22 protein-coding genes are annotated in these 25,583 nt (G+C 70.8%); 9 read left to right on the top strand and 13 right to left on the bottom strand.

The features are described 5' to 3' along the window. Positions 1-6: 6 nt before the first annotated feature. The 3 genes from chvE (at position 7) to mmsB (ending at position 3,964) form a co-directional block, all read left to right on the top strand. Positions 7-1,113, top strand: a complete 1,107-nt coding sequence (gene chvE, locus OG210_RS22875; RefSeq protein WP_328335406.1) for a multiple monosaccharide ABC transporter substrate-binding protein — start codon at positions 7-9, stop codon at positions 1,111-1,113. Positions 1,114-1,202: 89 nt separating this feature from the next. Further along, positions 1,203-2,723, top strand: a complete 1,521-nt coding sequence (mmsA, locus tag OG210_RS22870) for a multiple monosaccharide ABC transporter ATP-binding protein (RefSeq protein WP_328335407.1) — start codon at positions 1,203-1,205, stop codon at positions 2,721-2,723. 5 nt (positions 2,724-2,728) lie between these two features. Then, complete coding sequence (gene mmsB / locus OG210_RS22865; RefSeq protein WP_371538505.1) at positions 2,729-3,964, top strand: multiple monosaccharide ABC transporter permease; 1,236 nt, start codon at positions 2,729-2,731, stop codon at positions 3,962-3,964. A 37-nt stretch (positions 3,965-4,001) separates the two neighbouring features. On the opposite strand, the gene OG210_RS22860 is transcribed toward mmsB, so the two are convergent. The 4 genes from OG210_RS22860 to OG210_RS22845 all read right to left on the bottom strand — a co-directional run bounded on the left by OG210_RS22860 (position 4,002) and on the right by OG210_RS22845 (position 7,430). After that, entirely contained in the window at positions 4,002-4,877 is an 876-nt protein-coding gene (locus OG210_RS22860) for an SMP-30/gluconolactonase/LRE family protein (protein WP_328326189.1), read from the bottom strand. Next, the gene (locus OG210_RS22855) at positions 4,874-5,644 is read right to left on the bottom strand and encodes an IclR family transcriptional regulator (RefSeq protein ID WP_328326191.1); all 771 of its coding nucleotides are present in this window, start codon (positions 5,642-5,644) and stop codon (positions 4,874-4,876) included. Before OG210_RS22855 ends, OG210_RS22860 begins: the two co-directional genes overlap by 4 nt. 273 nt (positions 5,645-5,917) lie before the next feature. After that, entirely contained in the window at positions 5,918-6,346 is a 429-nt protein-coding gene (locus OG210_RS22850; RefSeq protein WP_328326193.1) for an organic hydroperoxide resistance protein, read from the bottom strand. A gap of 64 nt (positions 6,347-6,410) precedes the next feature. Continuing rightward, a complete protein-coding gene (locus OG210_RS22845; RefSeq protein ID WP_371538502.1) occupies positions 6,411-7,430 on the bottom strand; it encodes an NADP-dependent oxidoreductase in 1,020 nt (339 codons plus the stop codon). Positions 7,431-7,537: 107 nt separating this feature from the next. On the opposite strand from OG210_RS22845, the gene OG210_RS22840 reads away from it, so the two are divergent. After that, positions 7,538-7,969 carry a MarR family transcriptional regulator gene (locus OG210_RS22840; protein ID WP_328326198.1) on the top strand — a complete coding sequence of 144 codons (432 nt, stop codon included), beginning with the start codon at positions 7,538-7,540 and terminating at the stop codon, positions 7,967-7,969. Between the two features lie 45 nt (positions 7,970-8,014). On the opposite strand, the gene lysA is transcribed toward OG210_RS22840, so the two are convergent. Continuing rightward, a complete protein-coding gene (gene lysA, locus OG210_RS22835; RefSeq protein ID WP_371538500.1) occupies positions 8,015-9,301 on the bottom strand; it encodes a diaminopimelate decarboxylase in 1,287 nt (428 codons plus the stop codon). Between the two features lie 138 nt (positions 9,302-9,439). On the opposite strand from lysA, the gene OG210_RS22830 reads away from it, so the two are divergent. Next, complete coding sequence (locus OG210_RS22830) at positions 9,440-11,068, top strand: PucR family transcriptional regulator (protein ID WP_371538498.1); 1,629 nt, start codon at positions 9,440-9,442, stop codon at positions 11,066-11,068. A 48-nt stretch (positions 11,069-11,116) separates the two neighbouring features. On the opposite strand, the gene OG210_RS22825 is transcribed toward OG210_RS22830, so the two are convergent. Both OG210_RS22825 and OG210_RS22820 read right to left on the bottom strand, forming a co-directional pair. Beyond that, entirely contained in the window at positions 11,117-12,730 is a 1,614-nt protein-coding gene (locus OG210_RS22825) for a serine hydrolase domain-containing protein (RefSeq protein WP_371538496.1), read from the bottom strand. Further along, positions 12,730-14,223: an APC family permease gene (locus OG210_RS22820; protein WP_328326207.1), complete on the bottom strand. Its 1,494-nt coding sequence runs from the start codon at positions 14,221-14,223 to the stop codon at positions 12,730-12,732. Before OG210_RS22820 ends, OG210_RS22825 begins: the two co-directional genes overlap by 1 nt. A gap of 153 nt (positions 14,224-14,376) precedes the next feature. On the opposite strand from OG210_RS22820, the gene OG210_RS22815 reads away from it, so the two are divergent. The 3 genes from OG210_RS22815 (at position 14,377) to OG210_RS22805 (ending at position 17,654) form a co-directional block, all read left to right on the top strand. Beyond that, positions 14,377-14,955, top strand: coding sequence for a hypothetical protein (locus OG210_RS22815; RefSeq protein WP_328326209.1), 579 nt, complete (start codon positions 14,377-14,379; stop codon positions 14,953-14,955). 140 nt (positions 14,956-15,095) lie between these two features. Beyond that, positions 15,096-16,133, top strand: a complete 1,038-nt coding sequence (locus OG210_RS22810; protein WP_328326211.1) for a rod shape-determining protein — start codon at positions 15,096-15,098, stop codon at positions 16,131-16,133. 114 nt (positions 16,134-16,247) lie between these two features. Beyond that, the gene (locus OG210_RS22805; RefSeq protein ID WP_328326213.1) at positions 16,248-17,654 is read left to right on the top strand and encodes a GAF domain-containing protein; all 1,407 of its coding nucleotides are present in this window, start codon (positions 16,248-16,250) and stop codon (positions 17,652-17,654) included. A gap of 15 nt (positions 17,655-17,669) precedes the next feature. Here the strand turns inward: OG210_RS22805 and OG210_RS22800 are convergent, their stop codons facing one another. The 5 genes from OG210_RS22800 to OG210_RS22780 form a co-directional block, all read right to left on the bottom strand. Continuing rightward, entirely contained in the window at positions 17,670-18,938 is a 1,269-nt protein-coding gene (locus OG210_RS22800) for an MFS transporter (RefSeq protein ID WP_328326215.1), read from the bottom strand. Between the two features lie 153 nt (positions 18,939-19,091). Continuing rightward, positions 19,092-20,714, bottom strand: a complete 1,623-nt coding sequence (locus OG210_RS22795; protein ID WP_328326217.1) for a serine/threonine-protein kinase — start codon at positions 20,712-20,714, stop codon at positions 19,092-19,094. A gap of 111 nt (positions 20,715-20,825) precedes the next feature. Continuing rightward, positions 20,826-22,826 (bottom strand): ABC transporter permease, encoded by a 2,001-nt coding sequence (locus OG210_RS22790; protein ID WP_328326219.1) that lies wholly within the window; start codon positions 22,824-22,826, stop codon positions 20,826-20,828. Between the two features lie 133 nt (positions 22,827-22,959). After that, positions 22,960-23,763 carry a molybdate ABC transporter substrate-binding protein gene (gene modA / locus OG210_RS22785; protein ID WP_328326221.1) on the bottom strand — a complete coding sequence of 268 codons (804 nt, stop codon included), beginning with the start codon at positions 23,761-23,763 and terminating at the stop codon, positions 22,960-22,962. A gap of 174 nt (positions 23,764-23,937) precedes the next feature. Continuing rightward, the gene (locus tag OG210_RS22780) at positions 23,938-24,333 is read right to left on the bottom strand and encodes a helix-turn-helix transcriptional regulator (protein ID WP_328326223.1); all 396 of its coding nucleotides are present in this window, start codon (positions 24,331-24,333) and stop codon (positions 23,938-23,940) included. A gap of 191 nt (positions 24,334-24,524) precedes the next feature. Here OG210_RS22780 and OG210_RS22775 point away from each other — a divergent pair, with 191 nt between their 5' ends. Continuing rightward, on the top strand, positions 24,525-24,944 hold the full coding sequence (locus tag OG210_RS22775; protein WP_328326225.1) for a TOBE domain-containing protein: 420 nt from the start codon (positions 24,525-24,527) through the stop codon (positions 24,942-24,944). Positions 24,945-25,013: 69 nt separating this feature from the next. On the opposite strand, the gene OG210_RS22770 is transcribed toward OG210_RS22775, so the two are convergent. Further along, complete coding sequence (locus OG210_RS22770; protein ID WP_328326227.1) at positions 25,014-25,508, bottom strand: molybdopterin-dependent oxidoreductase; 495 nt, start codon at positions 25,506-25,508, stop codon at positions 25,014-25,016. Between the last annotated feature and the right edge of the window lie 75 nt (positions 25,509-25,583).

The following is a 25,583-nucleotide window of genomic DNA, read 5'->3' as shown; positions in this document are numbered from 1 at the left end:
ACCGCCATGCGCCACACCCGCCGAGCCGCGTTCACCCTCGTCGCCGGATCACTGGCCCTCGCCCTCACCGCCTGCGGGCAGAGCAGCGACGGCGGCAGCAAGGAGACCAAGAGCGGCGGCAAGGGCTCCACCATCGGGATCGCCATGCCCACCAAGTCGTCCGAGCGCTGGATCGCCGACGGCAGCAACATGGTCAAGCAGTTCAAGGCCCTGGGCTACAAGACGGATCTCCAGTACGGCGAGGACGACGTCGACCACCAGGTGTCGCAGATCGAGAACATGATCACCAAGGGCGCGGACGTGCTGGTGATCGCGGCCATCGACGGCAACGCGCTCACCGACGTCCTCAAGCAGGCCGCCGACCAGCACATCAGGGTGATCGCCTACGACCGGCTGATCCTCGGCACCCCTGACGTCGACTACTACGCCTCCTTCGACAACGAGAAGGTGGGCGTGCTCCAGGCGAACTACCTCATCGGCAAACTGGGCCTGAAGAGCGGCAAGAAGGGCCCGTTCAACATCGAGCTGTTCGCCGGCTCGCCCGACGACAACAACACCCGCTACTTCTTCGACGGCGCGATGAAGACCCTCAAGCCGTACATCGACAAGAAGCAGCTCGTCGTGCGGAGCGGGCAGACCAGGCTCGACCAGCTGACCACCCTGCGCTGGGACGGTGCCACCGCCCAGAAGCGGATGGACGACCTGCTCACCAAGTCGTACTCGTCCGCCCGGGTCGACGCGATCCTCTCGCCGTACGACGGGATATCCATCGGCATCCTGTCCTCGCTGAAGTCGGACGGATACGGAACGCCCGCCAAGCCGTACCCGGTGGTCACCGGTTCGGACGCCGAGGTGGCATCGGTGAAGTCGATCATCGCGGGCCAGCAGACCCAGACCGTCTACAAGGACACCAGGGCGCTCGCCAAGCAGGCCGTGCAGATGGCCGACGCCATGCTCAACAAGAAGAAGCCGCAGGTGAACGACGTCACCACCTACAACAACGGGAAGAAGGTCGTGCCCGCCTATCTCCTCAAGCCGGTCAGCGTCGACAAGTCCAACTACCGGGCCGAGCTGGTGGATTCGGGGTACATCAAGGCGAGTGATCTGAAGTGACCGGCGACAGGCAGGCGCCCGGGAACAACGGCACAGCGGTGCCGGGGAACGGCACAGCGGAGGCCGGGAAACGCGCCCCCGTGCTGGAGATGCGCTCGATCGTCAAGACGTTCCCCGGCGTCCGGGCCCTCTCCGACGTCTCACTGACCGTCGCCGATGGCGAGGTGCACGCCATCTGCGGGGAGAACGGCGCGGGCAAGTCGACCCTGATGAAGATCCTCAGCGGGGTCCATCCGCACGGGAGTTACGAGGGGGACATCCTCTTCCGCGGCGAGGACTGCGCCTTCAAGGACATCCGGGCCAGCGAGGCGCGCGGAATCGTCATCATCCACCAGGAGCTGGCGCTCATCCCGTATCTCTCGATAGCCGAGAACATCTTCCTGGGCAACGAGCACGCCACCCGCGGTGTCATCAGCTGGAACGAGACGCTGAAGCACGCGGCGGAGCTGCTGAAGCGGGTCGGGCTCCATGAGCATCCGCAGACCCGGGTCGCGGACATAGGGGTCGGCAAGCAGCAGCTCGTGGAGATAGCCAAGGCACTCTCCAAGGAGGTGGAACTCCTCATCCTGGACGAGCCGACCGCCGCCCTGAACGACGAGGACTCGGCGCAACTGCTCCAGCTCATACTGGAGTTGAAGGAACAGGGCATCACCTCGATCATCATCTCGCACAAACTCAACGAGATCTCAGCGGTCGCCGACTCCGTCACCATCATCCGGGACGGCCGCACCATCGAGACCCTCGATGTGAAGGCCCCCGAGATGACCGAGGACCGGATCATCCGGGGCATGGTCGGCCGCGACCTCGACCACCGCTTCCCCGAGCGCACCCGCTACGCGGGCGACCCGGGCGCGCACCCCGCGCTCGAAGTACGGGGGTGGACCGCGCACCACCCCATCGACCAGCAGCGCAAGGTGGTCGACGACGTGTCGCTGCAGGTGCGCAGGGGCGAGATCGTCGGCATCGCCGGGCTGATGGGCGCGGGCCGCACCGAGCTGGCGATGAGCCTCTTCGGGCGTTCGTACGGGCGCAGCATCAGCGGGACCGTGCTGAAGGACGGCAAGGAGATCAGTACCAGGACCGTGCCCGATGCGGTCCGGCACGGCATCGCCTATGTCACCGAGGACCGCAAGCAGTACGGCCTCAACCTCATCGACACCATCAGCCGCAACATCACCCTGAGCGCGCTGCCGAAGGTCTCCCGGCGCGGTGTGGTCGACGAGCACGAGGAGACCCGGGTCGCCGAGTCGTACCGCAGATCCATGAACATCAAGGCCCCGACGGTCTTCGAGCAGGTCGGCCGGCTGTCCGGCGGGAACCAGCAGAAGGTCGTCCTGAGCAAGTGGATCTTCGCGGGGCCCGACGTGCTGATCCTCGACGAGCCGACGCGCGGTATCGACGTCGGCGCCAAGTACGAGATCTACACCGTGATCGACCAGCTGGCCGCCGAGGGCAGAGCCGTCGTCTTCATCTCGTCCGAACTCCCCGAACTGCTCGGCATGTGCGACCGCATCTACACGATGGCGGCCGGCCGGCTCACCGGCGAGGTCGCGCGGGCGGAAGCGGACCAGGAAGTGCTGATGCGCCACATGACCATGAACAAGAGGTAGTCGCCATGGGCCCGGTCACCACCGACACCCCGAAGGGCGCCCCACCGGCGCCGAACCCGCCGCGCTCCGCCACCGGAGCCCTCCTGATGGACGCCGTGCGCCGCAACATGCGCCAGTACGGGATGCTGATCGCGCTCGGCCTGATCGTCGTCCTGTTCCAGATCTGGACCGGCGGCGTACTGCTCAAGCCGAACAACGTCACCAACCTCGTCCTCCAGAACAGCTACATCCTGGTGCTGGCCATCGGCATGATGATCGTCATCATCGCGGGCCATATCGACCTGTCCGTCGGCTCCCTCGCGGCGTTCGTCTCCGCGGCCTGCGCCGTGATGATGGTCCAGCACAAGGTCCCCTGGGTGCTCGCGCTGGTCGTCGCACTCCTCATCGGGGTGGTCGCGGGGGCCTGGCAGGGCTTCTGGATCGCCTATGTGGGGATACCGTCCTTCATCGTCACGCTCGCCGGGATGCTGATCTTCCGGGGCGCGACGCAGATCCTGCTCGGCTCGCAGTCGCTCAGCCCGTTCCCCGAGGGGTTCCAGAAGATCGCCACCGGCTATCTGCCCGCGGTGGGCCCGGACACGAACTACCACAACCTCACGCTCCTGCTGGGGCTCGTGCTGACAGCGGTCGTGCTGGTGCAGGAGCTGCGCTCGCGGCGCCGCGAGAAGGAGTACGAACTCGACGTCCTCCCGCGCGGTCTCTTCCTCACCAAGTGCGTGGCGATGGTCGCCGCCGTGGTGGCCTTCACCATGACGCTGGCGAGCTACCGCGGTGTGCCGGTGGTGCTGCTGGTGCTGGCCGCCCTGCTCATCGGCCTCGGCTTCGTGATGCGCAACGCGGTCATCGGGCGCCATGTGTACGCACTCGGCGGCAACCGGTCCGCGGCCAAGCTGTCCGGCGTCAAGGACAAGCGGGTGACCTTCCTGGTCTTCGTGAACATGGGCCTGCTGGCGGCACTGGCGGGCATCGTCTTCGCGGCCCGTCTCAACGCGGGCACCCCCAACGCCGGCGTCAACTTCGAACTGGAGGCCATCGCCGCGTCGTTCATCGGTGGTGCCTCGATGAGCGGCGGTGTCGGCACGGTTCTCGGCGCGGTCATCGGCGGTCTGGTGCTCGGCGTGCTCAACAACGGCATGTCCCTGGTGGGCATCGGCAGCGACTACCAGCAGGTGATCAAGGGCCTGGTGCTGCTGGCCGCGGTCGGCTTCGACGTCTACAACAAGCGCCGTATCGGTTCGTGACCCGGCCGCTTCGCACCGGAGCCGGCCACGCAGTCGCTCAGCCCGCGAAGGGCGGCTGCGGCAGTCCCTGCCCCGCGCCGGGTACGACCAGCAGGGAGCCGGAGAGCGGGTGCGGGGCGGTGAGCCCGCCGCGGGCCGTGCTGATGTAGAGGTCGTGCAGCTCCCGGCCGCCGAACGCACAGGCGGTGGGGCGCTGTACGGGCAGTGCGACGGTACGGTCCAGGGCGCCGGCCGGGGTGTACCGGCGGACGGCCGCGCCGTCCCAGAGCGCCACCCAGACGCAGCCCTCCGCGTCGACGGTGAGCCCGTCGGGGAAGCCGGCGCCCGGCTCGATGGTGGCGAACGCCCTGCGGCTGTGCGGCAGTTCACCGTCGAAGTCGAATACATCAATGCGCCGGGTCGGTGTGTCGACGTAGTACATGAGGGTGCCGTCCGGGCTCCAGCCGATGCCGTTGGAGACACTGGCGGGCAGCGTCCCGGAGACCGTGCCGTCCGGTGCGATCCGGCTCAGCGTGCCGCCTCCGGTGACGCCGTCCGCGTAGGGCATGGTCCCGGCCCAGAGCGCGCCGTCCGGGGCGACCGCCGCGTCGTTGGCCCGCCTCCCCGGCACCGGGTCGCGCACCAGCCAGGAGAAGGCACCGCCGGGCGCGTAGAGCCCCACGCCGTCCCGGAGGTTGACCACCAGGCCGCCGCCCGCGCGCGGTTTCGCGGCGCCGACGTGCTGCTCGGTGGCCAGGACCGTACGGCGGCCGGTCGCCGGGTCGTAGGTGTGGACGCGCGCGGAGAGGATGTCCACCCAGATCAGCCGGCCGGCCGCCGCGTCCCAGGTCGGGCCCTCGCCGAGCGCGGCCCGCTCCCGTACCGCCACTTCCGGACGGCCCGCGCCCGCCCGGGGCGGCCGGTGGCGGCTCATACCCGCCCCCGGTGGCCGAGCCGGGTGGAGAGTTCGGCCGCGCCGTCCAGCGCCAGCTGTGCCAGCTCGCTCTCGCGCTTCCCGCTCCAGCGGATCATCGGGACCGAGATGGAGAGCGCGGCGACGACCTGCCCCGATCCGTCGCGCACCGGAGCGGCCACACAGCTCACATCCGGATTGGACTCACGGTGTTCGGCCGCGAAACCGCGCTCCCTGACCACGGCGAGCGCCTCCCGGAGCGCGGCAGGGTCGGTCACGCTGTCCGGCGTCATCGCGGCGAGCTCCCGGCCGGATATCCGCGCGGTGAGCTCGGCGTCGGGCAGCGATGCGAGCAGCATCTTGCCGACGGAGGTGCAGTGAGCGGGCAGCCGCCGCCCGGCGGCCGAGACCATCCGGACCGCGTGGGTGGAGTCGACCTTCGCGATGTAAATGACGTCGGTGTCCTCCAGGATGGCGACATGGACGGTCTCGTCGCAGGTCTCGGCGACCTCGCGGGCGACCCGCTGCCCCTCGGCCGCGAGGTCGAGCTGTTCCGCGTACCGGCTGCCGAGCTGGTACGTCCGTACGCCGAGCCGGTAGTGGCCGGGCTGCTCGGGTACCGGCACCAGATAGGCACGGGCCGCGAGTGTGGTGAGCAGTTCGTGCACGGTGGTGCGCGGCAGCTGAAGTCTGCGGGTCACATCGGGCGCGGAGAGCGAACCGTCCCCTTCGAGGAAGAGCTCAAGTATGTCCAGCGCCCGGGTCACCGCCGGGACCAGTCGTCCCATGGTGGTCCACCCACCCCTTCTGTTCGGTACTCCAGTGTTCGAAACTCCGGCCGGTGGTCGGGATCACGAACACACGGTACGCACAGCGCAGTTCGGCGGGCAATGGCCGCACCTGCGGCCGCGGCGGCGGACCTGGCAGAGAATTCACCACGTAACACCCCCATACACGAACAAAGGGCCGCCCCCGTCTGACCGGGACGCTGGTGATGCGTCCCGCCGGAGCGGGTGCGGCCCTTCCTGGTCCCGGCCGGAGCCGGGATCAGCGGGTCATGATCAGGCGACGGCCAGGTCGACCTTGATGTTGCCGCGGGTCGCGTTCGAGTACGGGCACACCTGGTGGGCCTTCTCGATCAGCGCCTGCGCGGTGGCGGCGTCGACGTTCGGGATGGAGGCCGTGATGGTGACCTCCAGGCCGAAGCCGCCCGCCTCGGTCTTGCCGATGGAGACGGCAGCGGTCACGGTCGAGCCGGAGATGTCGGCCTTCTCCTGGCGGGCGACGACACCGAGCGCACCCTGGAAGCAGGCGCTGTAACCGGCGGCGAAGAGCTGCTCCGGGTTGGTGCCCGCGCCGCTTCCGCCCATCTCCTTCGGCGGGTTGACGACGACGTCGAGGTTGCCGTCGTTGGAGGAGACCCGGCCGTCACGGCCGTTCTCCGCGGTGGCGACTGCGGTGTACGCGACATCGATCTTCTGGATTGCCATGCGAGTTCCTTCTGTTGTGTACGCCGCGTCTCGCGCCCACGACCGCGGCGGCCTGGGGTCGAGACTACTGGTTGACCGCGACGATCATCTTCCCGGTGTTCTCACCGCGGAGCAGACCGAGGAACGCCTCGACACCCTGCTCGACACCTTCGACGACCGTTTCCTGGTACTTCAGCTCACCCGAGGCGATCCAGCCGGCGACGTCCTTGACGAACTGCGGCTGGAGCGCGGAGTGATCGCCGACGAGCATGCCCTGGAGGCGCAGCCGCTTGCCGATGACCAGCGCGAGGTTGCGCGGGGCCGGGGTGGCCTCGGTGCTGTTGTACTGCGAGATCATTCCGCAGATCGTGGCGCGGCCGTGCACGTTGAACGAGCTGATGGCCGCTTCGAGGTGCTCGCCGCCCACGTTGTCGAAGTACACGTCGATGCCGTCGGGGGCGGCCTTGCGCAGCTGCTCCGCGACCGGGCCGTTCTTGTAGTTGAACGCCGCGTCGAAGCCGAGGTCGTCGACGAGGTGCCTGACCTTCTCGTCGGAGCCCGCCGAGCCGATGACGCGTGCGGCGCCCCTGATCCTGGCCATCTGGCCGACCTGGTTGCCGACGGCGCCCGCGGCGCCGGAGACGAAGACCGTGTCGCCCTCCTTGAAAGAGGCGACGTCGAAGAGGCCGGCGTAGGCGGTGAGGCCCGTCATGCCGAGCACACCGAGGTAGGCCGAGAGCGGGGCGGCCGAGGGGTCCACCTTGGTGGCGTGCTGGGCGGGCACCTGCGCGTACTCACGCCAGCCGAGGAAGTGCAGGACGTGGTCGCCCACCGCGAAGCCCTCGGCGTTCGAGGCGATGACCTCTCCGACCGCGCCGCCTTCCATCGGCTTGTCGAGCTGGAAGGGCGGCGTGTACGACTTCACGTCGTTCATCCGGCCGCGCATGTACGGGTCGACCGAGAAGTAGAGGTTGCGGACCAGGATCCGGCCATCGGCGGGCTCGGACACCGGGACCTCGCGCAGGGCGAAGTCCGCCGGGGTGGGCCAGCCGCTCGGACGGGCGGTGAGGTGCCATTCGCGGCCGGTCGTGGGGAGTGCGGACATCGGTACAGCCTCCTGAGCAAAGCTTCATGACATGAAATATCTACCTGTTGAAACAACCATGCTCCTGGATATTTTAGATTGTCAAGCATGTAGGTACGATGGTTGGCATGGCCACTCGTACAGACCCGCTGACCCTGGAAGTCGTCGAGCTGATCGGCGACGTCGTCGCCCGGTACCACCAGGAGTACGACGAGGCAGCGGCCGTGCACTCACTCACCGGGGCACAGGCGCGGGTACTGGGACTGCTGTCCATCGAGGCGATGCCCATGCGCCGTCTCGCCGGGCATCTGAAGTGCGAGCCGTCGAACGTCACGGGGATCGTCGACCGGCTCGAAGCCCGTGGCCTCGCCGAGCGCCGCCCCGACCCCGCCGACCGCCGGGTCAAACTCGCCGCCGCCACCGAGGCGGGCCGGCGGACCTCCCGGGAGCTGCGCGCCACGATGGACTTCGCCCGTGAGCCGCTGGGCGAGCTGTCGGCCGGGGAGCGGACCGTACTGCGGGACCTGCTGAAGCGGATGCTCGGGCGTACGGAGGAGTAGGCCCGGAACAGCCCGGCTCGGCTGCCTGCTCGGCTGCCCGCTCCGCTACGGCAGATCCCGGCGCATCAGGTCGGCGTAGGTCTCGCGGCGCACCACGGCACGGTGCGCGCCGTCGCGGACGAAGACCACCGGCGGGCGGCGCGCGCCGTTGTAGTTGTTGCTCAGCGCATAGGTGTAGGCGCCGGTGACCGGCACGGCGATCAGGTCCCCGACGCGCGGGTCCGCCAGCGGGACGCCGACGCTGAGGGTGTCGCCGGACTCGCAGTGCCGGCCCACCAGGCGGCACAGCTCGCCCCCGCCGGTCGGGCGGTCGGCGACGGCGGCCTCGAAGCGCTGCTGGTACAGGGAGACTTCGAGGTTGTCGCCCATACCGCCGTCGACGGCGACGAAGGTGTGGCCTCCGCCGCGCTTGACGGAGACGACCCGGTACAGCGAGACGCCGGACTCGGCGACCATCGAGCGCCCCGGCTCGATGAGGATGCGGGCGCCGGCGGGCAGCAGGCGTCGGGCGACGTCGGTGACGGTGTCGAGGTACGCCTCCACCGTGGGCGGCCGGTCGGCGTAGGTGTAGCGGGAGCCGAGGCCGCCGCCCAGGTCGTAGACGGCGAATTCGCCGAGTTCGGCGACCGCCTCGACGGCCTGCGCGAACGGTGCGAGATCCAGGATCTGCGACCCGACGTGCACATGGACGCCGTCCAGCCGCAGCCGGTCGCTGCCGCGCAGCCGCGCGATCGCCTCCCGGGCCTGCGGCAGGGGCAGACCGAACTTGGAGCCGTTCTGGCCGGTGGACACGGCCTCGTGGGTGTCGGGGCGGATGCCGGGGGTGACCCGGACCAGTACTCCCTGCTCCGCCGCGGTGCCGGCGAGGATCTTCTCCAGCCGGTCGATGTCGTCGAAGTTGTCGACGACGACCGTCCCGGCGCCGGCTTCGACGGCCAGGCGCAGCTCCTCCTCGGTCTTGGCGTTGCCGTGGACGACCAGGCCGGCCGGGTCCGCGCCTGCGGCGAGGGCGAGGGTCAGCTCGCCGCCGCCGGCCACGTCGATGTCCAGGCCCTCCTCCGTGAGCAGCCGGATGACGGCGGTGCAGGGGAAGGCCTTGGAGGCGAAGGCGACGCGGGAGCTCGGCCAACGGGCGGCCAGGCCGTCGGCGTACCGGCGGGCGCGGGCGCGGACCGACGCCTCGTCGATGATCAGCGCGGGAGTGCCGTACGACTCGGCGAGTTCGGCCACCGGTACGCCGCCGATCGCCAGTCCGCCGTTCCCCGCCCGGGTGGTGCCGGGCGGGAAAAGCCCCAGCAGTTCCCGGTCTGCCTGCGTCTGCGTCGTTGCCATCCGTGCTCCTTGTGCCATGGATCCGTCCCGCTCTCCTGCCATGCTCCCGCTGAGGTCACTCCGGATCATCGTTGACATCGTCAATGCGGGTCTCCCAGACTTGACGCCCACAACAGTCCTTCGAGTCGGGGGTGCACCATGCGGGAGTCGGCTCGGGGTCACCTGCCCGTCCGTCAGCTCGTGGACAACATCGGCCCGGCGCTGCTGCGCCTGGTCCAGGAGGGGACCGGCAGCGGCGGGCCGCTCACCGACATCGCCATCCATGCCCCGGGTGCGCCGGCACAGCTCGGACCCGGGTGCGTGGTGCTGGGGGTCGGCGTGACCACGGAGGCCGAGCTGCGCGAGCTGACCACGGCCATGCGGTCGGCCGGTGCGGAGGTACTGGCGGTGAAGGCCCCGGTGCCGCCGTCGGCCGGCGACAGGCCGGCGATCATCGAGGTCAACCGGGACGCGTCCTGGATGCACGTGGCGACGACCGTCCGTGAGCAGCTGCTCGAGTACGCGAGGACGCGGGTGCGCTCAGCCGGCAGCGGCGCGGAGCTGTTCGCCCTGGCGAACGCGGTCTACGAGGCCGTCGGCGCCCCGGTCACCATCGAGGACCGCTTCTCCGCGCTGGTCGCCTGGTCGGAGGGGCAGGACCGGACCGACTCCGAGCGGATCGAGACCATCCTGGGGCGGGCCGTGCACCAGCGGACGCTCGCCGAACAGCGCGACCGTCAGGAGTTCGAGCGGCTCCATGCCAGCACCGAACCGGTGTACATGGAGGCGACCGGGGCGGATCAGCTGGCCAGGCTGGCGATCGCGGTCCGGGCCGGTTCGGACGTCGTCGGCTACATCTGGGCCGCCGTCACGGGGCCGCTCGACGAGGCGGCCACAGCCCGGCTGCGCGAGTTCGCGCCCGTGGTCGCGCTGCAGCTGGTCGGCCTGCGCACGGAGACCAGCTACGCCCGCCACCAGCGCGGCGAGCTGGCCGCCGCGGTACTCGGCGGGGCGGCCGACCCGGTGGAGGCGAGTCGGCTGCAGCTGGGATCCGGCCCGGTCTGCGTCCTGGCCGCGGCCCCGCGGCTGGCCGGCCACGGGGGGTCGGACGCGTCGGGCTCCGACACACTGGACGCCGCCGGGCTGCGCCGGTTCGCGGACACGCTCGAATACTTCCTGGCGGCCGTGCACCCCCGTTCAGCCCTGGTGGCGGGCACCGGAACGGTGTACGTACTGGCTGCCTGGCCTCCGGAACACGCCACGGCCCTGGAGTCGGCCGTCGCCCTGGCCCGCGACTTCCTCGCGCGGACCCCACTGGCCGGTGACTACGTGGTCGCCGTCGGCGGCCCGGCCGGATCGATGGGCCGGATCGCCGGCGTGCGGGCGCAGGCGGACGCCGCGCTGCGGGCGCTGCGGCACCCGGCCGTCCGCGGACCGGCCGTGCGCACCGTGGAGGACATGGCGCTGGCGGTGCTGCTGCTGCACCTGGCCGACGCGACCGAGGCGCTCGGCCTGCCGGACGCCGGCGGCGCACTGCACCGGCTGCGCCAGGAAGAGGGCCAGGAGGGTCCGCTGGCGGCGACCCTGGCCGCCTATCTCGCCGCCGCGGGAGTCACCGACACCGCGGCGGAGGCCCTGCACATCCACCCCAACACCATGCGCTACCGGCTGCGCCGTATCCGCGAGGTCTCCGGTCTTGACTTCACCGATGCCGACGCCATGCTGCTCGCGCACCTCCAACTCCGGGTGCGTGAGCTGCGGGCGGGCGCTTCCCAGGGCTCCGGCTGATCACGGTTCCGGCTGATCAAGGCTCCGACTGATCAAGGCTCCGACTGATCAAGGTTCCGGCTGATCCCGGAACGAGCGCGTGTAGCGGCACCCGTCCAGGTCGACCCAGAGCACCGCGCCGTCCAGGGCGGGGCCGGGCGTCAGGCGCTCCGGCAGCCGGGAGTCGGCTCCGATGCGGAATGTCCCGTCGTCGAGCGGGACGAGTTCCGGTTCGTCGCAGGGCGCTTCCACGCCGGTCGCGGCGATCATGTGCAGTCGTCCCGCCCTCTGCACGATGCTGAAGGCGGGGTACCAGGGGGTGTAGCTCCGGTAGCGGCCTACGAGTGCGTGCGGGGAGGCGGTCGGGGCGGAGGAGGGGCCGGGGCCCAGGGACTCGGGGCCGTAGAGCCAGCGTCCGTCCGGTGAGTGGCCGTCCAGAGAGTGGTGATAGGCGGACCATGCTGGGTGATCGCACACCAGCCGCCCGTCCCCCGCGTCGTACAGCGTGCCCGTCACCTCGTCCGATGTGAGCGAGAGACGGTCGTCCCCGGTGGCCTCGACGCGGATCTGACGCGGCGTCGTCCCGTGGATCCCGACGTAGCGCTGGGCGTCGGGGATCCGCTCCGGGTCGAAGAGCGCCGGGTCCGCCGGGGCTCCCTGGACGACGGCGAGCACATGGCGGGCGAAGCGGTCGACGATGTGGCACTCGCCGGGTGCGTTGGTCAGCACGGCGACACCGTGCCCGCCGTCGGTGTCAACGGCGAGGTACGAGCGGTATCCGACCATCCCGCCGGCGTGCGTCAGCCAGGTGCGGCCGTCGACCACCTCCACGTCCACACCGAGCGCGTAGCCGGAACCCCCGGCGTCGGCAGGCACCGTGACGATCTGCCGGAAGCGCTCAGGCCCGATGATCCTGGTGCCGTCCAGGGTGCCCCGGCCCAGCAGCATGCGGGCGAACAGGCCCAGGTCGGAAGCGGTTGCCAGCACGTTCCCGTCGGCCGCCGAATACTCGAAGAAGCCGGCCGGCGCGAGCGGGGCCGACGGCAGCGGTGGGCGGTCGTCGCGCAGGAACCGGTACCCGGTGGCAAGTCTGTTGATGTCCCCGTCGCCGATGTCCTCGTGAGTGATACGCGCCGCCGAGTCGCCCATGCCCAGGGGCCGCAGCAGCCGTCCGGCCATGGCGTCCGCCAGCGATTCCCCCGTCACCTGCTCGACGATCAGCCCCAGCAGGTTGTAGCCCTCGTTGGAGTAGTGGAACAGCTCACCCGGTTCGGCCCAGGTCCTCGCGTCGCGCAGCGCGTAGCCGCGTGCGGCGGCATCGGGCAGCGCGTCGGCCCCGGCCACCAGGCCGGAGGTGTGCTGCAGGAGGTGCCGGACGGTGATGGCACGGGAGCCGCCGTTCGGGGCGAACCAGGGCAGGTGGTCGGCGACCGCCGCGTCGAGGTCCACCTTCCCCTCGTCCGCCAGTATGCCGAGCAGAAAGGCGGTGAAGGTCTTGCTGACGGAACCGATCTCGAACCGCGTACGACGGGAGACCGGCGCCCCGGACTCCGCGTTCGCGCATCCCGCGGTGACGAACGCGGACTCGCCGGTCCCGTCGACGACGCTGATCGCGATTCCCGGCACCGGCCACCAGGTCCGCAACTGCTCAGCAAGCCCGGAGAGTTCCTGTCGCACATCCATCAGACGCCCGCCTTCCGCGCACCGAATCCCGCGAACCGGTCCGGACCCAGCTCGACCCGGGAGGAGTCGATCTCCGCGTCCGGCCGGTCGCCTTTGACGAACCGTCGGCACAGTGGGTACAGCAGCACGGCCAGCAGCGCCACCGCGAGACTCGTGCCGAACGTCGCGGCCTCGTCGACCGCCGTACCCCACGCCAGGTACACGATCATCGCTGTGGGCAGCAGGACGACCAGAACCGCGCCGGTCCAGCCGCCGGGGACCCGAACCGGCCGGAGCATCTGCGGATATCTCCAGCGCAGGACCAGGAAGGCCACGAATTCCAGCAGGATCGAGGCCAGGGTGAGCAGCACCGTGGCCCGCAGGATCGAGCTGAAGTCGACGGCGGAGAGCACGACGACGACGGTGGTGCTCGCCAGCAGCGCACCCACCGGCGTGTTGAACCGTTTGCTGTCCCGGGCCATCCAGCGCGGCAGGTACGCGTCCGCGGCGAGCGCCCGCGGGACCCGGGTGCTCGTCAGCAGGATCGCCATGAACAGTCCCACCAGGGAGAGCGCCGATCCCAGGGAGAGCAGCACCTTCAGCCAGATTCCGCCCAGGGCGTCGCCGACCACGATGAAGTCGCCCTGGACCCAGTCGGCGGGCGAGCCCCGGTGCAGCCCGCTGCCGATGGCGGCGGCGGTGGGCAGCAGATAGGCGGCCGTGATCAGCGGAACCGAGATGACCAGCGCCCGGGTGTAGGTCCGGTGCGCGTCGGCGACCTCGCCCAGCACGGTGCTCGGGCCGTCGAAGCCGAGGTACAGCCACACGATCACGCTGAGCGCGCCGGCCACCGACGAGTGGACGCTCTGCCCCGGCACCACGAAGGGCGAGAGCACGTTGATCCCGTTGCCGACCGCATGCCAGATGCCGAGGACGGCCAGCACCGCGAACGGTGCGAGGATCAGCAGCATCATCCCCACCGAGTACTCGCTCACCGCCTTGGAGCCGCGGTAGTTCAGGTACGCCATCGGGACGATGAGGGCGACGGTGACGATCCAGTGCAGGTCCACGACGAAACCGCCGTGGAACAGGTCAACGATCACCAGCCCCTTACCGCGGGCGATGTCCGGGACCCAGGTGGCCAGGTAGTCGACCAGCAGGATCGGGTAGAGGGCGAGGTTCAGCACCGACCCGATCGAATTCCAGGCCCCGAACACGAATGCCGCACCTCTGCCGAGCGCGATCTTCGTCCAGTAGTAGTAGCCGCCGTCGACCGGTATCGCGGCACTCAACTCCGCTGCCACCAGCGCGTTCGGCACGCCGAAGACCACCGGCACCAGGACGATCATCAGCAGGGTCATGCCCGGACCGGCGCTGGAGAGTGAGGCTTCCAGCCCGAAGGGGCCTCCGGACACCGTGAAGAAGAAGATTCCGACCAGGGGCAGCACGCCGAGCGTGCGTCTGCCGGCCCCTGGCGCCGACCGCTTGATTTCCGACGGGATCAGTTCGGTCATCCTGGGCTCCACTCTCCGCTTCCGCCTGGTCGGCACAACGTACGGGAGCGTCATCGGGGCCGTCCTTGTCGTGTGCGCCAAAGCCCCGGCCCCTCGGTTGTCGCTGCTACCAACGCCGGGCTGATCCACCCGGAGCTTCTGCAGGATGGGTGTATGACGCGATCAGGGAGCCCGTTCGGGCCGCTCGACTTCCAGCTGGTGCTGCTGCGCCGGATGGCCGACCATCAGCCGGGCCTCGTCGAGGACGCCCGGCACGAGCTGGGCGTCACGCTCGCCGAGATGCGCGAGGCGAACCGGCGCTGGCAGGCGATGGCCCGCTCGCCCCGGTCCCGGGCGGCCGCGCAGCGCTACCGGTCGGTGCTCGGGGAGCCGTCCGCCACCGCCCGCAGAAAGATCGGCGACCTGGAGTGCGACGCCCTCCAGTGGCCGGTGCCGCTCTGGCCGGGACTGCGGTTCGAGGTGCTGACCGGGCCCGGCGGCGCGGTGTGGAACGAGTGGCTGGTCCGTGCCCCCGGCGCCGCGGCGCCGGCCCTGCACACGGCGGACGACCTGCGGCCCTGGTCGTGCACGGTGGACGAGGCGGCCCGCGCGTTCGCCCCCGCCCGCCCGATGGAGGGCACCGCGCCGACCCGGTGGCGGCTCGCCCTCACGCTGCCCGGCGGGCACCCCGCCGTCGCCGAGTTCACCTGGGGGCTGCTCCAGGACGTACAACCCGCCGACACACCTCGTTAGGAGCTTGCTTTCCAGCGGGACGGCGGAGAACCACCCGGGCGGCTCAGCCCAGCGCGCGCTCCGGTTGCGGCCGTCGCAGGATGCGATGAGGACCGGCTGCCGCCGGTGCTCCACCTCAGCGTTTCTCGGGAGATCCTGCCGTGACCGTCAGTCTTGAGCAGTTGCGCCGTTGCCAGGTAGCCGTCGACCTCGGGGCCGCGCGGACCCGGGTGTTCGTCAAGGGCATGGGACTCGTCGTGGATGAGCCGAGCGTCGTCGCGGTGAACAACCGCACGGACGCGCTCATCGCCGTCGGCACCCTCGCCGAGCAGATGACCGGCCGCACGCCCGGCTACATCCGGGTGGCGCGCCCCGTCTCCGGCGGCACCGTCGTCGACATCGACCTGGCCCGGCGGATGCTGGCACACCTGCTCGGCGACAAGCTGCGGCGCAGGCTGCGCCGCACCCCGATGCTGCGCGCCGCCGCGTGCACCCCGCACGAGTCCGACCCGCTGGCGCAGCGCGCCACGGTCGAGACCCTGATCGGCCTCGGCGCCCGGAAGGTCGAGCTGGTCGACACCCTCATCGCCGCCGCCGTCGGCTGCGGGCTCCCCGTCGAGCAGCCGACCGCCACCATGATCATGGTCTGCGGTGCGGCGACCACGCAGATCGCCGTGCTCTCGCTCGGCTCGATCGTGACCGCCGAGCGGGTCCCGGTCGGCGGTGAGGCCATCGACCGGGCCGTCGTACAGCACCTGCGCCAGCGCCACGAGTTGCTGCTGCCGAGCCAGTCCGTACGGCCGCTGCAGCTGGCGCTCAGCGGCAACGGGCTGTCCCTGGACGGCCCCGAGTTCACCGAGATCCACGGCAGAGACGTGGCCACCGGCCTCGCCCGGTCGGTCCAGGTCGACACCGCGGCCGTACGGGAGGCCATCCACACCCCGCTGACCGCCGTACTCGACGGCATCGGCCGGGTGCTGCGCGCCTGCCCGCCGGATCTGGTCGCCGACCTGTCGGACCGCGGCATCATGATGGTCGGCGGAAGCGCCCTGCTCCCCGGCCTGGAGCAGATGCTGCGCAATGCGACGGGGATGCCGGTGCACATCGCCGAGCGGCCCGACGTCTGCTCGGTCCTCGGACTCGGCGCGATGCTGGAGGGAAAGATGACGCCCATGACGCTGGCCCCGCTGAACAACTGAGGGCCTGTGAACAACTGAGGGCCTGTGAACAGCTGAGGGCCCGCTCACGGGCGGGCCGCGGGAACGGCCGGGCGGCACCGCGGGGCCTGCGACGATTCGGACCGGGGGACCACGATGACCGGTGACACACGGCTGCCGTTGCTCCTCGAAGCGGTGCTGAGCGTCGGTACGGATCTCGAACTGCGCGGCACGCTCCAGCACATCGTGGACTCGGCGACCCGGCTGACGGGCGCGCGTCGCGGGGCGCTCGGGGTGGTCGACCCCGAGCGCGACCGCCTCAGCGACCTGTTCGCGACCGGCGCCGACGGTGACGCGCTGATCGGCCTCCCGGACGACACCCCCGGCCTGCTGCGGGTCCCCGTCCGGGTGCACCAGCAGGTTTTCGGCACCCTCCATCTCGCGGACAAGCGCGAGGGCGGCTTCGACGTGGACGACGAGGCGCTGCTGCGGGTGCTCGCCGCGCAGGCGGGCATCGCGATCGGCAACGCCCGGCTGTACGAGACGGCCAGGCTCCGGGAGCGCTGGATCAAGGGGGCGGCGGCCGTCACCAACGCGCTGCTCACCGGCGAGAGCGCGACCGACGCGCTGACCACGGTCGCCGAACAGGCCAGGGGCCTCGCCGACGCGGTCGCCGGTGTGGTGCTCCTGCCGACCGGCAGCGGCGGCATGGAGATCGTCGCCGCCTCCACCTTCGAGGACCCGGGCGACCTCATCGGCGCCACGATCGCGCCGGGCTCCCCCGTCCTGGTCCAGCTGCTCAGCGGGGACCCGGTGTACATCGAGGACTCGTCGACCGATCCCCGGATGACCACCCATGTACGGGCGCGCTTCGGGCCGAGCATGATGCTGCCGCTGCAGAGCGGCGGCAAGCTGATCGGCACGCTCGCGCTGCCCCGGCGGCGCAGTGGCCGCCCCTACAACGCGGCGGACCGGACGCTGGCCCTGCAGTTCGCCTCGCAGGCCGCGCTCGCGCTCGTACTGGCCGATGCCCGGCAGAACCGCGAGCGGCTCGCGGTGTACGAGGACCGCGACCGGATCGCCCGCGATCTGCACGACCTCGTCGTCCAGCGGCTCTTCGCGACCGAGATGATGCTGGAGTCGACCCGGCGGCGGGCGGCAGGCACCGAGCTCGGTGAGCTGATCGGCCGGGCGGTCGATGAACTCGACTCGACCATCCAGGACGTCAGGACCGCGATCTTCGCCCTCCAGCAGCCGCCCGCCGACGCCCCGTCGACGCTGCGCGGCCAGGTGCTGCGGGAGACGGACGGCGCGCGGGTGCTGCTGGGGTTCGCTCCGTCCGTGCACTTCCTCGGCCCGGTCGACTCGCGGATCACGGAGCAGGTCGGCGATGACCTGCTGGCCGCCCTGCGCCGGGCACTCGCCCGCGCGCACCGGCTGCCGGACGTCTCACAGGTGGCGGTGGTGGTCGACGCGCGGGAGGACCCGGTACGGCTGACCGTCACGCACGACGGGACACCGGAGGGCGAGGACGGGAACGCGCTGGTGTGGGAGGCGTCGTAGCGGCCCCGTGCCCGGCTACGGCACCGGCGACCGTGCGTCGTAGCGGAGGAAGCCGCGCCGGGTCAGGCCGAGCAGGGTGACCGCGGCGACGCAGGCGAGACCGCCACCGACCACGGCAGCGGTCGGGGTGGCCAGGTCGCCCGCCGAGCCCGCGAGGAAGTCGCCCAGGCGCGGGCCGCCCGCCACGACCACGATGAAGACCCCCTGGAGCCTGCCGCGCATCTCGTCCGGCGCCGCGACCTGCATCATCGTGTTGCGGAAGACCATGGACACGGTGTCCGCGGCACCGGCCAGCGCGAGGAAGAACAGGCCGAGCCAGAGGTTCCTGGTCAGGCCGAACACCGCGATGGCGAGCCCCCATCCGGCGACCGCGAGCACGATCGCGAGGCCGTGCCGGTGGATGCCGCCCAGCCAGCCGGAGAAGACCCCGCCGAGCAGTGCGCCCACCGCGGGCGCCGCGACCAGCAGCCCCGTGGTGCGGGCGTCGCCCCCGTACCAGAGGACGGCCACCGCGGGGAACAGCGCCCGCGGCTGGGCCAGGATCATGGCGCAGAAGTCGGAGAAGAACGTCATCCGGAGGTTGGGGCGGGTGGCCAGGAAGCGCAGCCCGTCCAGGACCGAGGCGCGGCTCTTCGATCCGGCGGCCCGGTCGGGGAGCATCGAGGGCAGCCGCCACATCGCGTACAGGGCGGCGACGAAGGAGACGGCGTCGATCAGATACGCGGCCTGGTAGCCCCAGAAGCCGACGATGAGGCCGCCGAGCATCGGCCCGATCAGCGTTCCGAAGGTGCTGGTCATCGACGACAGGGCGTTGGCCGCGGGCAGTTGGTCGCCGGGCAGCAGCCGGGGGATCATCGCGGATCTGGCCGGGGCGTTGAGCGCGGCGCAGACGGACTGGAGTGCCACGATGCCGTACAGGAACCAGACATGGTGGAAGCCCGCGAACGCGGCCGACGAGAGCCCCACCGAGAGGACTGCGGACCCGAGGGCGCTGTAGAGCCCGAGTTTGCGGCGGTCGAGGGTGTCGGCGATGGCCCCGCCGTACAGGCCGAACGCGACCAGCGGCACCAGCGAGAAGAGGCCGACGAGACCGACGGAGAAGCTGGAGCGGGTGAGGTCGTAGACCTGGAGGGAGATCGCCAGGGCGGTCATGCCCTGCCCGACCCAGGAGACGGTGTTGCCGAACCAGAGCCGCCGGAAGTCGGGGGATGTGCGCAGCGGGGTGAGGTCGGCGAGTATGCGCCGACGTATCGGCGTCTCCTTGGGTGCGGGTATCGGAGTCACAGGCGATGCTAACCGGCCGGACCCCCGGCCCCCGCTCCCGCAGATACGCAGATACGCAGATACGCAGATGGTGGCGGTCTTCTCTTGGCGGGAAGCCGGGCCGCGTCCTGGCGGGAAGCCGGGCCGCGCCGGAACAGCTTCGGTCGCGCTGCGTCAGGCGGTGTCCGCTGCCCGCCTCGCGACGTATTTCTGTGTGCGCCGGATCGTGTCGGCTATCAGCACGTTCACCAGGAGCAGCAGCCATCCTCCTGCCAGGTACTCCCCGCGGTCCGCGTAGGCCGGGTTGTCGTCCGTGACCTCCAGGCCGAGTGTCATCGCGAGCAGAAGCAGGCCGATGAAGGCGACGACGAGGGTCCAGGCGCCGGAAGCCATGCCTGCTGCCAGCCCGCGCTTCCTGAGATCACGGTCGTCGGCCAGCCTCAGCAGGAACAGGGCAGCGCAGACGAGGCTGACCGCTGTGCCGATGAACCCGGCCGGTATCACTTGCCAGGTCGTATTCACTCCGGGGATACCGCTCAGAACGGGCTGCCACGGGTGATGCCAGTCGAAACTCTCCACCACATGGGCCACTTGGCTGCCGGACGACTTCTCCTTCCAGGTCTCCGACATGAACGGCAGGGAGCTTGCCCAGAAGAGCACCCCCACCGCTACCAGGAGCTCAGCCACGTGTGTGGCGATCACGCGCCCCACCGGGGCCGGTCCCGTCCGGTTCGGCGGACTCTGCGTCTCCGGCGCCCGCACGGTGGGCGATGGCCGGACGGGCACCGTGACCGATGAGCTGCCGGCCTCGCCGGCGCCGGGGACGCGGGCGGAGGCGGGTTGCTCGCGGGAGGCACCGACGGCCGCTTCCCGGTCCGGGGCGGTGAGGGTGCGCAAGGCGCTGGTGCGCTGCCGGATTGCCTCACGGGCGCCGGTGATGCCCATCCAGGCGCCCGGACCGAGTGCGGCCCCCAGCTCTTCCTCGCACCGCTGCCGGACACGTACCGGTGTCGGGCGCTGGTCGGGTTCCTTGTGCAGGCAGTCGCTGATCAGCCGGCCCAGCGGTGGGGCGATGGTGGAGACGTCCGGGGTGTCGGCGACGACGCGGTGGGCAACGGCCCACTCGTTCTCGGCCGCGAAGGCCTCACGGCCAGTAGCGAGGAAGTACAGGGTGGAGCCGAGGGCGAAGACGTCGGAGGCCGCGTCCACGGTGCGGCCCGCGGCCTGCTCGGGCGACATGTACAGCGGCGTGCCGATCCGGGTGGAGTGGCTGCTGTGCGTCACCGACTGCGCCAGGGATTTGACGATGCCGAAGTCGATGACCTTCGGGCCGCTTTCGTCCAGGATGATGTTGGCGGGCTTGAGGTCCCGGTGGACCACGTGCGCGGCGTGGATGTCGCCGAGGGCGTGGGCGATGCCCCAGGCCAGCAGCATCACCTGACCAGCCGGAAGCGGTCCGCGCTCGACCACCAGGTCCCGCAGGGACGGCCCGGCGACGTAGGTCGTGGCCAGCCACGGCCGCTCCACTCGGGGTTCGGCGTCCAGCAGCGGTGCGAGATGCGCACCGCGCACCTTCTGCGCGGCCCCCACCTCGCGTGCGAACCGTTGCCCGAACTCCGCGTCCCGGGCGAATTCGCTGCGGATCACCTTCACGGCCGCCGGCTGCCCGCCGGGAGAGAGGGCGAGGAAGACCTGCCCCATACCCCCTTCACCGAGCCGCGCCACCAGCCGGAAGTCCCCGAGGCTGTCGGGGTCGTGCGGCTGCAGCGCAGGAAACCGGAACGCTGTCCTGGACATGGAGTGCTCCCCCTCGTTACCCCGCCCCGGGATGCCCCACGACCGGACCGTCCCGCGCGCATTCGCCCACGATCGTAGAACGCGAGCTGACGCCCCACCAGATCAAAGGCTCTAGACCTCGACCAGGGTGATCTCGGTGGCCTTGACGCTGGTCCACACCGGTACGCCGTCCGCGAGGCCGAGTTCGAGTGCGGCCTGCGGAGTGATCTCCGCCACCAGGTCGGGTGCCTCGGCCGATGTGACGAGGACGCGGAGCCTGCTGCCGGCCGATGTGATCTCCCGTACGGTGCCGGGCCAGACGTTGCGCGGGCTGCCCGACGGCCTGTCCCGGTGGATGGAGACGGCTTCGGGCGCGATGATCGCCAGCGCCCTGACACCCTCGGCGAGCCCGTCGGCGACGACGAGCCGTCCGCCGCCGGTGAGAGTCAGACCGTCCGCGGACGCGGTGCCGGTCCAGGCGTTGCGGCCGAGCATCCGGGCCACCCACGGCGACCGCGGGTGCAGGGTGACTTCGGTGGGCGGGGCGTCCTGGAGCGTACGGCCGTCGTCCAGTACGAGGACCCGGTCGGCCAGCGAGACCGCCTCCACCGGGTCGTGGGTGACGATCAGGCAGACACCGGCGAAGTCACTGAGATGCGTGCGCAGGGTGTGCCGCACATGGGCCCGGGTGGTCTGGTCGAGCGCGGCGAGCGGCTCGTCGAGAAGCAGCAGCCGGGGGCGGGCGGCGAGCGCCCTGGCGAGTGCGACGCGCTGGGCCTGGCCACCGGAGAGCTGGGAGGGCTTGCGGGCGGCGAGATGCCCGACGCCGAGCCGGTCCAGCCACTGGGCGGCCTCCCGGCGCGCCTCGGCGCGCGGCACCCGGCGCGAGCGCAGGCCGTAGGCGGTGTTGGTGAGAGCGCTCAGGTGCGGGAAGAGCGCGCCGTCCTGCGGGACCCACGCCACCCCCCGGCGGTGCGGCGGCAGCGGGCTGACGTCGATGTCACCGAGACGCAGCTCCGCGCGGGCGCGCGGGGTCAGGCCCAGGAGGGCGCGCAGCAGGGTGGTCTTGCCCGCGCCGTTGGGGCCGACGACCGCGATGGTGGTGCCCGGCTCCGCGTCGAGCGTCAGCTCGTTGAAGCCGGTGACCACCGCGTGCAGCGGCCAGCGTTCCTGCGGGGCCCGGGAGTTGGGTCGGGGAGTGGCCCCGTCCGTGCCGCCCGGCGCGCCACCGGTCGCGGCGTCGGCGGGTCCGGAGCCTGGGAGCGGCCGGCCGGTGTCGTCCGTGTCGTCCGCGGGGCGGGCGGCCTTCCCGGTGCGCGCGGACGTACCGCCGGTCCAGCGCCCGCGCAGGGCCACCAGGACGGCCATCGCGATGACAAGAAGCAGGAGCGATACGGATGTTGCGGCCGTGGGTGAGTCCTGCAGAAGGAGATACACCTGCAACGGCAGCGTCTGGGTGGAACCGGGGAGGTTCCCGGCGAAGGTGATGGTCGCCCCGAACTCACCGAGCGCCCGCGCCCAGGTCAGCGCGGCGCCCGCGGCCAGCCCCGGCGCGACCATGGGCAGGGTGACGGTGAGGAACACCCGGACCGGCGAGGCACCGAGCGAGGCCGCGGTCTCCTCGTAACGGGGCCGCAGCCCGGCGAGTGTGCCCTCCAGGCTGATGACCAGGAACGGCATCGCCACGAAGGTCGCCGCGACCACCGCCCCCGACGTGTGGAAGGGCAGCGTGATACCGAAGGTGTTCTCCAGCCAGGGACCGAGCACACCCCGGCGGCCGAACCCGAGCAGCAGTGCCACTCCCCCGACGGTGGGCGGCAGCACCATCGGCAGCAGGACGAGAGAGCGTACGAACGCCTTACCGGGAAAGTCGACCCGCGCGAGCACCCAGGCCAGCGGCACCCCCAGGAGCAGCGAGACGCCCAGGGCACAGAAGGAGACCTCGAGCGACAGCCGCAGCGCCTGAGTCGTGTCCGGGCTGGTCAGGTTGGCACCGAGCTCGCCCCATGAGGTGCGCGCCAGAATGCCGATCAGGGGCATCAGCAGGAACCCGACCCCGATCAGCGCGGGCACCGCGAGGGCTATGGGAGAGCCGGTGCGCGGTCTACGGGCGCGGGTGCGGATGCTTCTCATCGGGGTTCCTGTGATCGGGGTGCCTGTGATCGGGATGCCGGATGCGAATCCGTACGGGGCTGTCCACCGTCTGTGCGGCAAGGACAGCCCCGTACGGCCGAGTTGGGCGTACTACGGCGCTACTCCGGCTCCACTACGGCTTCTGGAAGCCCGCGCCCTGGAGGATCTTCTGCGCCTCGGGGGTGTCGAGCCAGGCGACGAACGCGGCAGCCGCGGCCGAGTTCTTCGATCCCTTGACGGTCGCCGCCGGGTAGGAGGCGACGGCGTTCTGCGCGTCGGGGATGGTGACCGTGTCGACCTTGCCGGGCGCGGTGGCGGCGTCCGTCTTGTAGACGATGCCCGCGTCGGCCTCGCCCAGCTCGACCTTGGACAGGACGGCGCGGACGTTCACCTCCTGCGAGACCGGCTTCACCTTGATCTTCTGCGCGTCCAGCACCTTCTTGCTGTAGTTGCCGACGGGCACCTGGGGCGCGGCGAGGACGACCTTCAGCTTGCTGTTGGAGAGGTCCTTCAGGCTGTGGACCTTGTCCGGGTTGCCCTTGCGGGTGACGATGACCAGACGGTTCTTGGCGATGATCTCCGGCTTGCCGACCTCGGACTTCAGACCGTCCATGGTCTTGGTGTCCGCCGTGACCAGCGCGTCGGCCGGGTCACCCTGCTTCACCTGGGTGGCGAGGTCCTGGGAGCCGGCGAAGGAGTACTTGACCGTCGTGCCGGGGTGCTCCTTCTCGTACACCTTCTTCGCGGTGCCGAACACATCGGTCAGCGAGGAGGCCGCGAGGACGGTCAGGTCGGCCTTCGGCGTGCCGGAGGCAGCGGCCTTGGCGCCGGTGTCCTTCTTGCTGTCGTCCTTGCCGCCGCAGGCAGCCAGCGGCAGCAGCAGGGCCGCCGTCACGATCGCGGTGGCGGTACGGCGGCGGGTGAAGATGCGAGACATGAGGGTGGGACTCCTTGAGGGACGGGCGGCAGGGCTGCTGCCCGAGCGGATGGGGATGAGCCACGCCGAATGGGGGCCCTCCCGGCTCGGGTTGCTCCCGAGGGTTCGGAGAAGGGCGACGCCGCTGCGTTGGGGAGCTGGTTGCGGGAGCGGGCACCTGAGCCGGCACGGGGCTCAGGTCCTGTCGATGTGCACACTGGTCGACTTGACGCGGGCGGTGGCCTGCATGCCGACCTCCAGGCCGAGTTCCTCGACGGCCTCCCTGGTGAGGAGGGAGACCAGCCGGTGCGGGCCGGCCTGGATTTCCACCTGGGCTGCCACATCGCCGAGTTTCACGGCGGTGACGATGCCCGGGAAGGCGTTGCGCGCGGAGGTGTAGGAATCACCGTCCTCGCCTGCGGCGTTCTGCCCGATCTCGATCGAGAAGGCGGCGAGATCGCGTCCGTCGACAAGTCGGCGGCCGGCTTCATCGCGGTGGGTCGCGACCCTGCCGGCATCGGCCCAACGACGAGCGGTGTCGGGGCTGACGCCGAGCAGACGAGCCGCCTGGCCGATCGTGTAGGACTGCATATGCGGAAAGATATGCCGAGTTGGCTCGCATTTGCAATTCATCAGGCGAAGCTATATGGCAGATGCCGCAGCACTTGGAGGAAGACCCGAAGCACCGTTCGGCGACAGGGAGTACGCAGGGGAGCGCGAGCGGGAGACAAGGGACGTAATATTGCAAATCCGACATCCCACTCTGCGTGCGAGGTTCCTCCATGTCTCTGAGCATCCGCAACCAGCTCCCCGGCACCGTTACCGGCGTCACCGACGGAGCGGTCATGGCGACCGTCAAGGTGCGCCTCGGCGGCGGCCAGGAGGTCACCGCCGCGATCACCCTGGAGGCCGCGCGGGAACTGGGCATCGCCGAGGGGGTCGCCGTACGGGCCCTGATCAAGTCCACCGAGATCTCCCTGGCGACCGGCACGGTCACCGGGCTGAGCATCCGCAACCGGCTTGCGGGCACGGTCACCGACGTCGCGACGGGCGGAGCCATGGCGAGCGTCAAGGTCGCCGTCGAGGGAGCCGAGCTGACGGCGGCCATCACGAAGGAGTCGGCCGCCGAACTCGGTCTCGCGCCGGGCTCGTCCGTCGTCGCACTCATCAAGTCCACCGAGGTCTCCCTCGCCACGGCCTGACGGCGGCAGCTACGGACACAGCTGTAGCTGCGGCGACTACGGCTACGGCTACGGCTGTAGCGACTACGGCTACAGCCCGGCAAACGCGAAGGTGCCGACCCAGACACTCGTGATCGAGCTGATGTAGCGCGCGCCGCAGCGGTCGGAAGGGACCACCAGCTGACTGCCCGCCATGTCCAGGCCGCGCCCGTCCATGGCGGTGGCCAGCAGGATCGGCGAGCCGGCGAAGTCCGCGTCGATCTCCGCCCAGGACAGCACCGTACGGTGCCCGTCCCCGCCGGTGACGGCCAGCAGGAAGCGGGAGCGGTCCTTGCGCCGCGCCGGGTCGAAGGCAGGCTGCGCGTCGCCGACGACGTCGCGCAGCAGCGGCCCTTCGAAGGTGTGGTGCTGCGGGCCGTTCTTGGCGCAGTCGAAGACCACATCCGCCCGGCGCTGCCCCCAGCGGGCCCGCAGATCCGCCACCGTCAGCGCTGCCGGCCGGACCAACTCGCCCTTGAGCACAAGGCTCTTGGGCGCCAGGGAGGCGGCACGGACGGAACGGGACGGTGCGCTGATTCCACTCATGGGGTTCCCCCTCCAGGCGGGCCGCTCGGCGTCCGCCGTTGCCTGGAGCCCATGATGCCCACCGCACCGGAGCCT

Source organism: Streptomyces sp. NBC_00466, from assembly GCF_041433995.1.
In the GTDB taxonomy this organism is placed as follows: domain Bacteria; phylum Actinomycetota; class Actinomycetes; order Streptomycetales; family Streptomycetaceae; genus Streptomyces.
The sequence above is the reverse complement of the archived record's forward strand: the minus strand, read 5'-3'. Positions and strand labels throughout refer to the sequence as shown.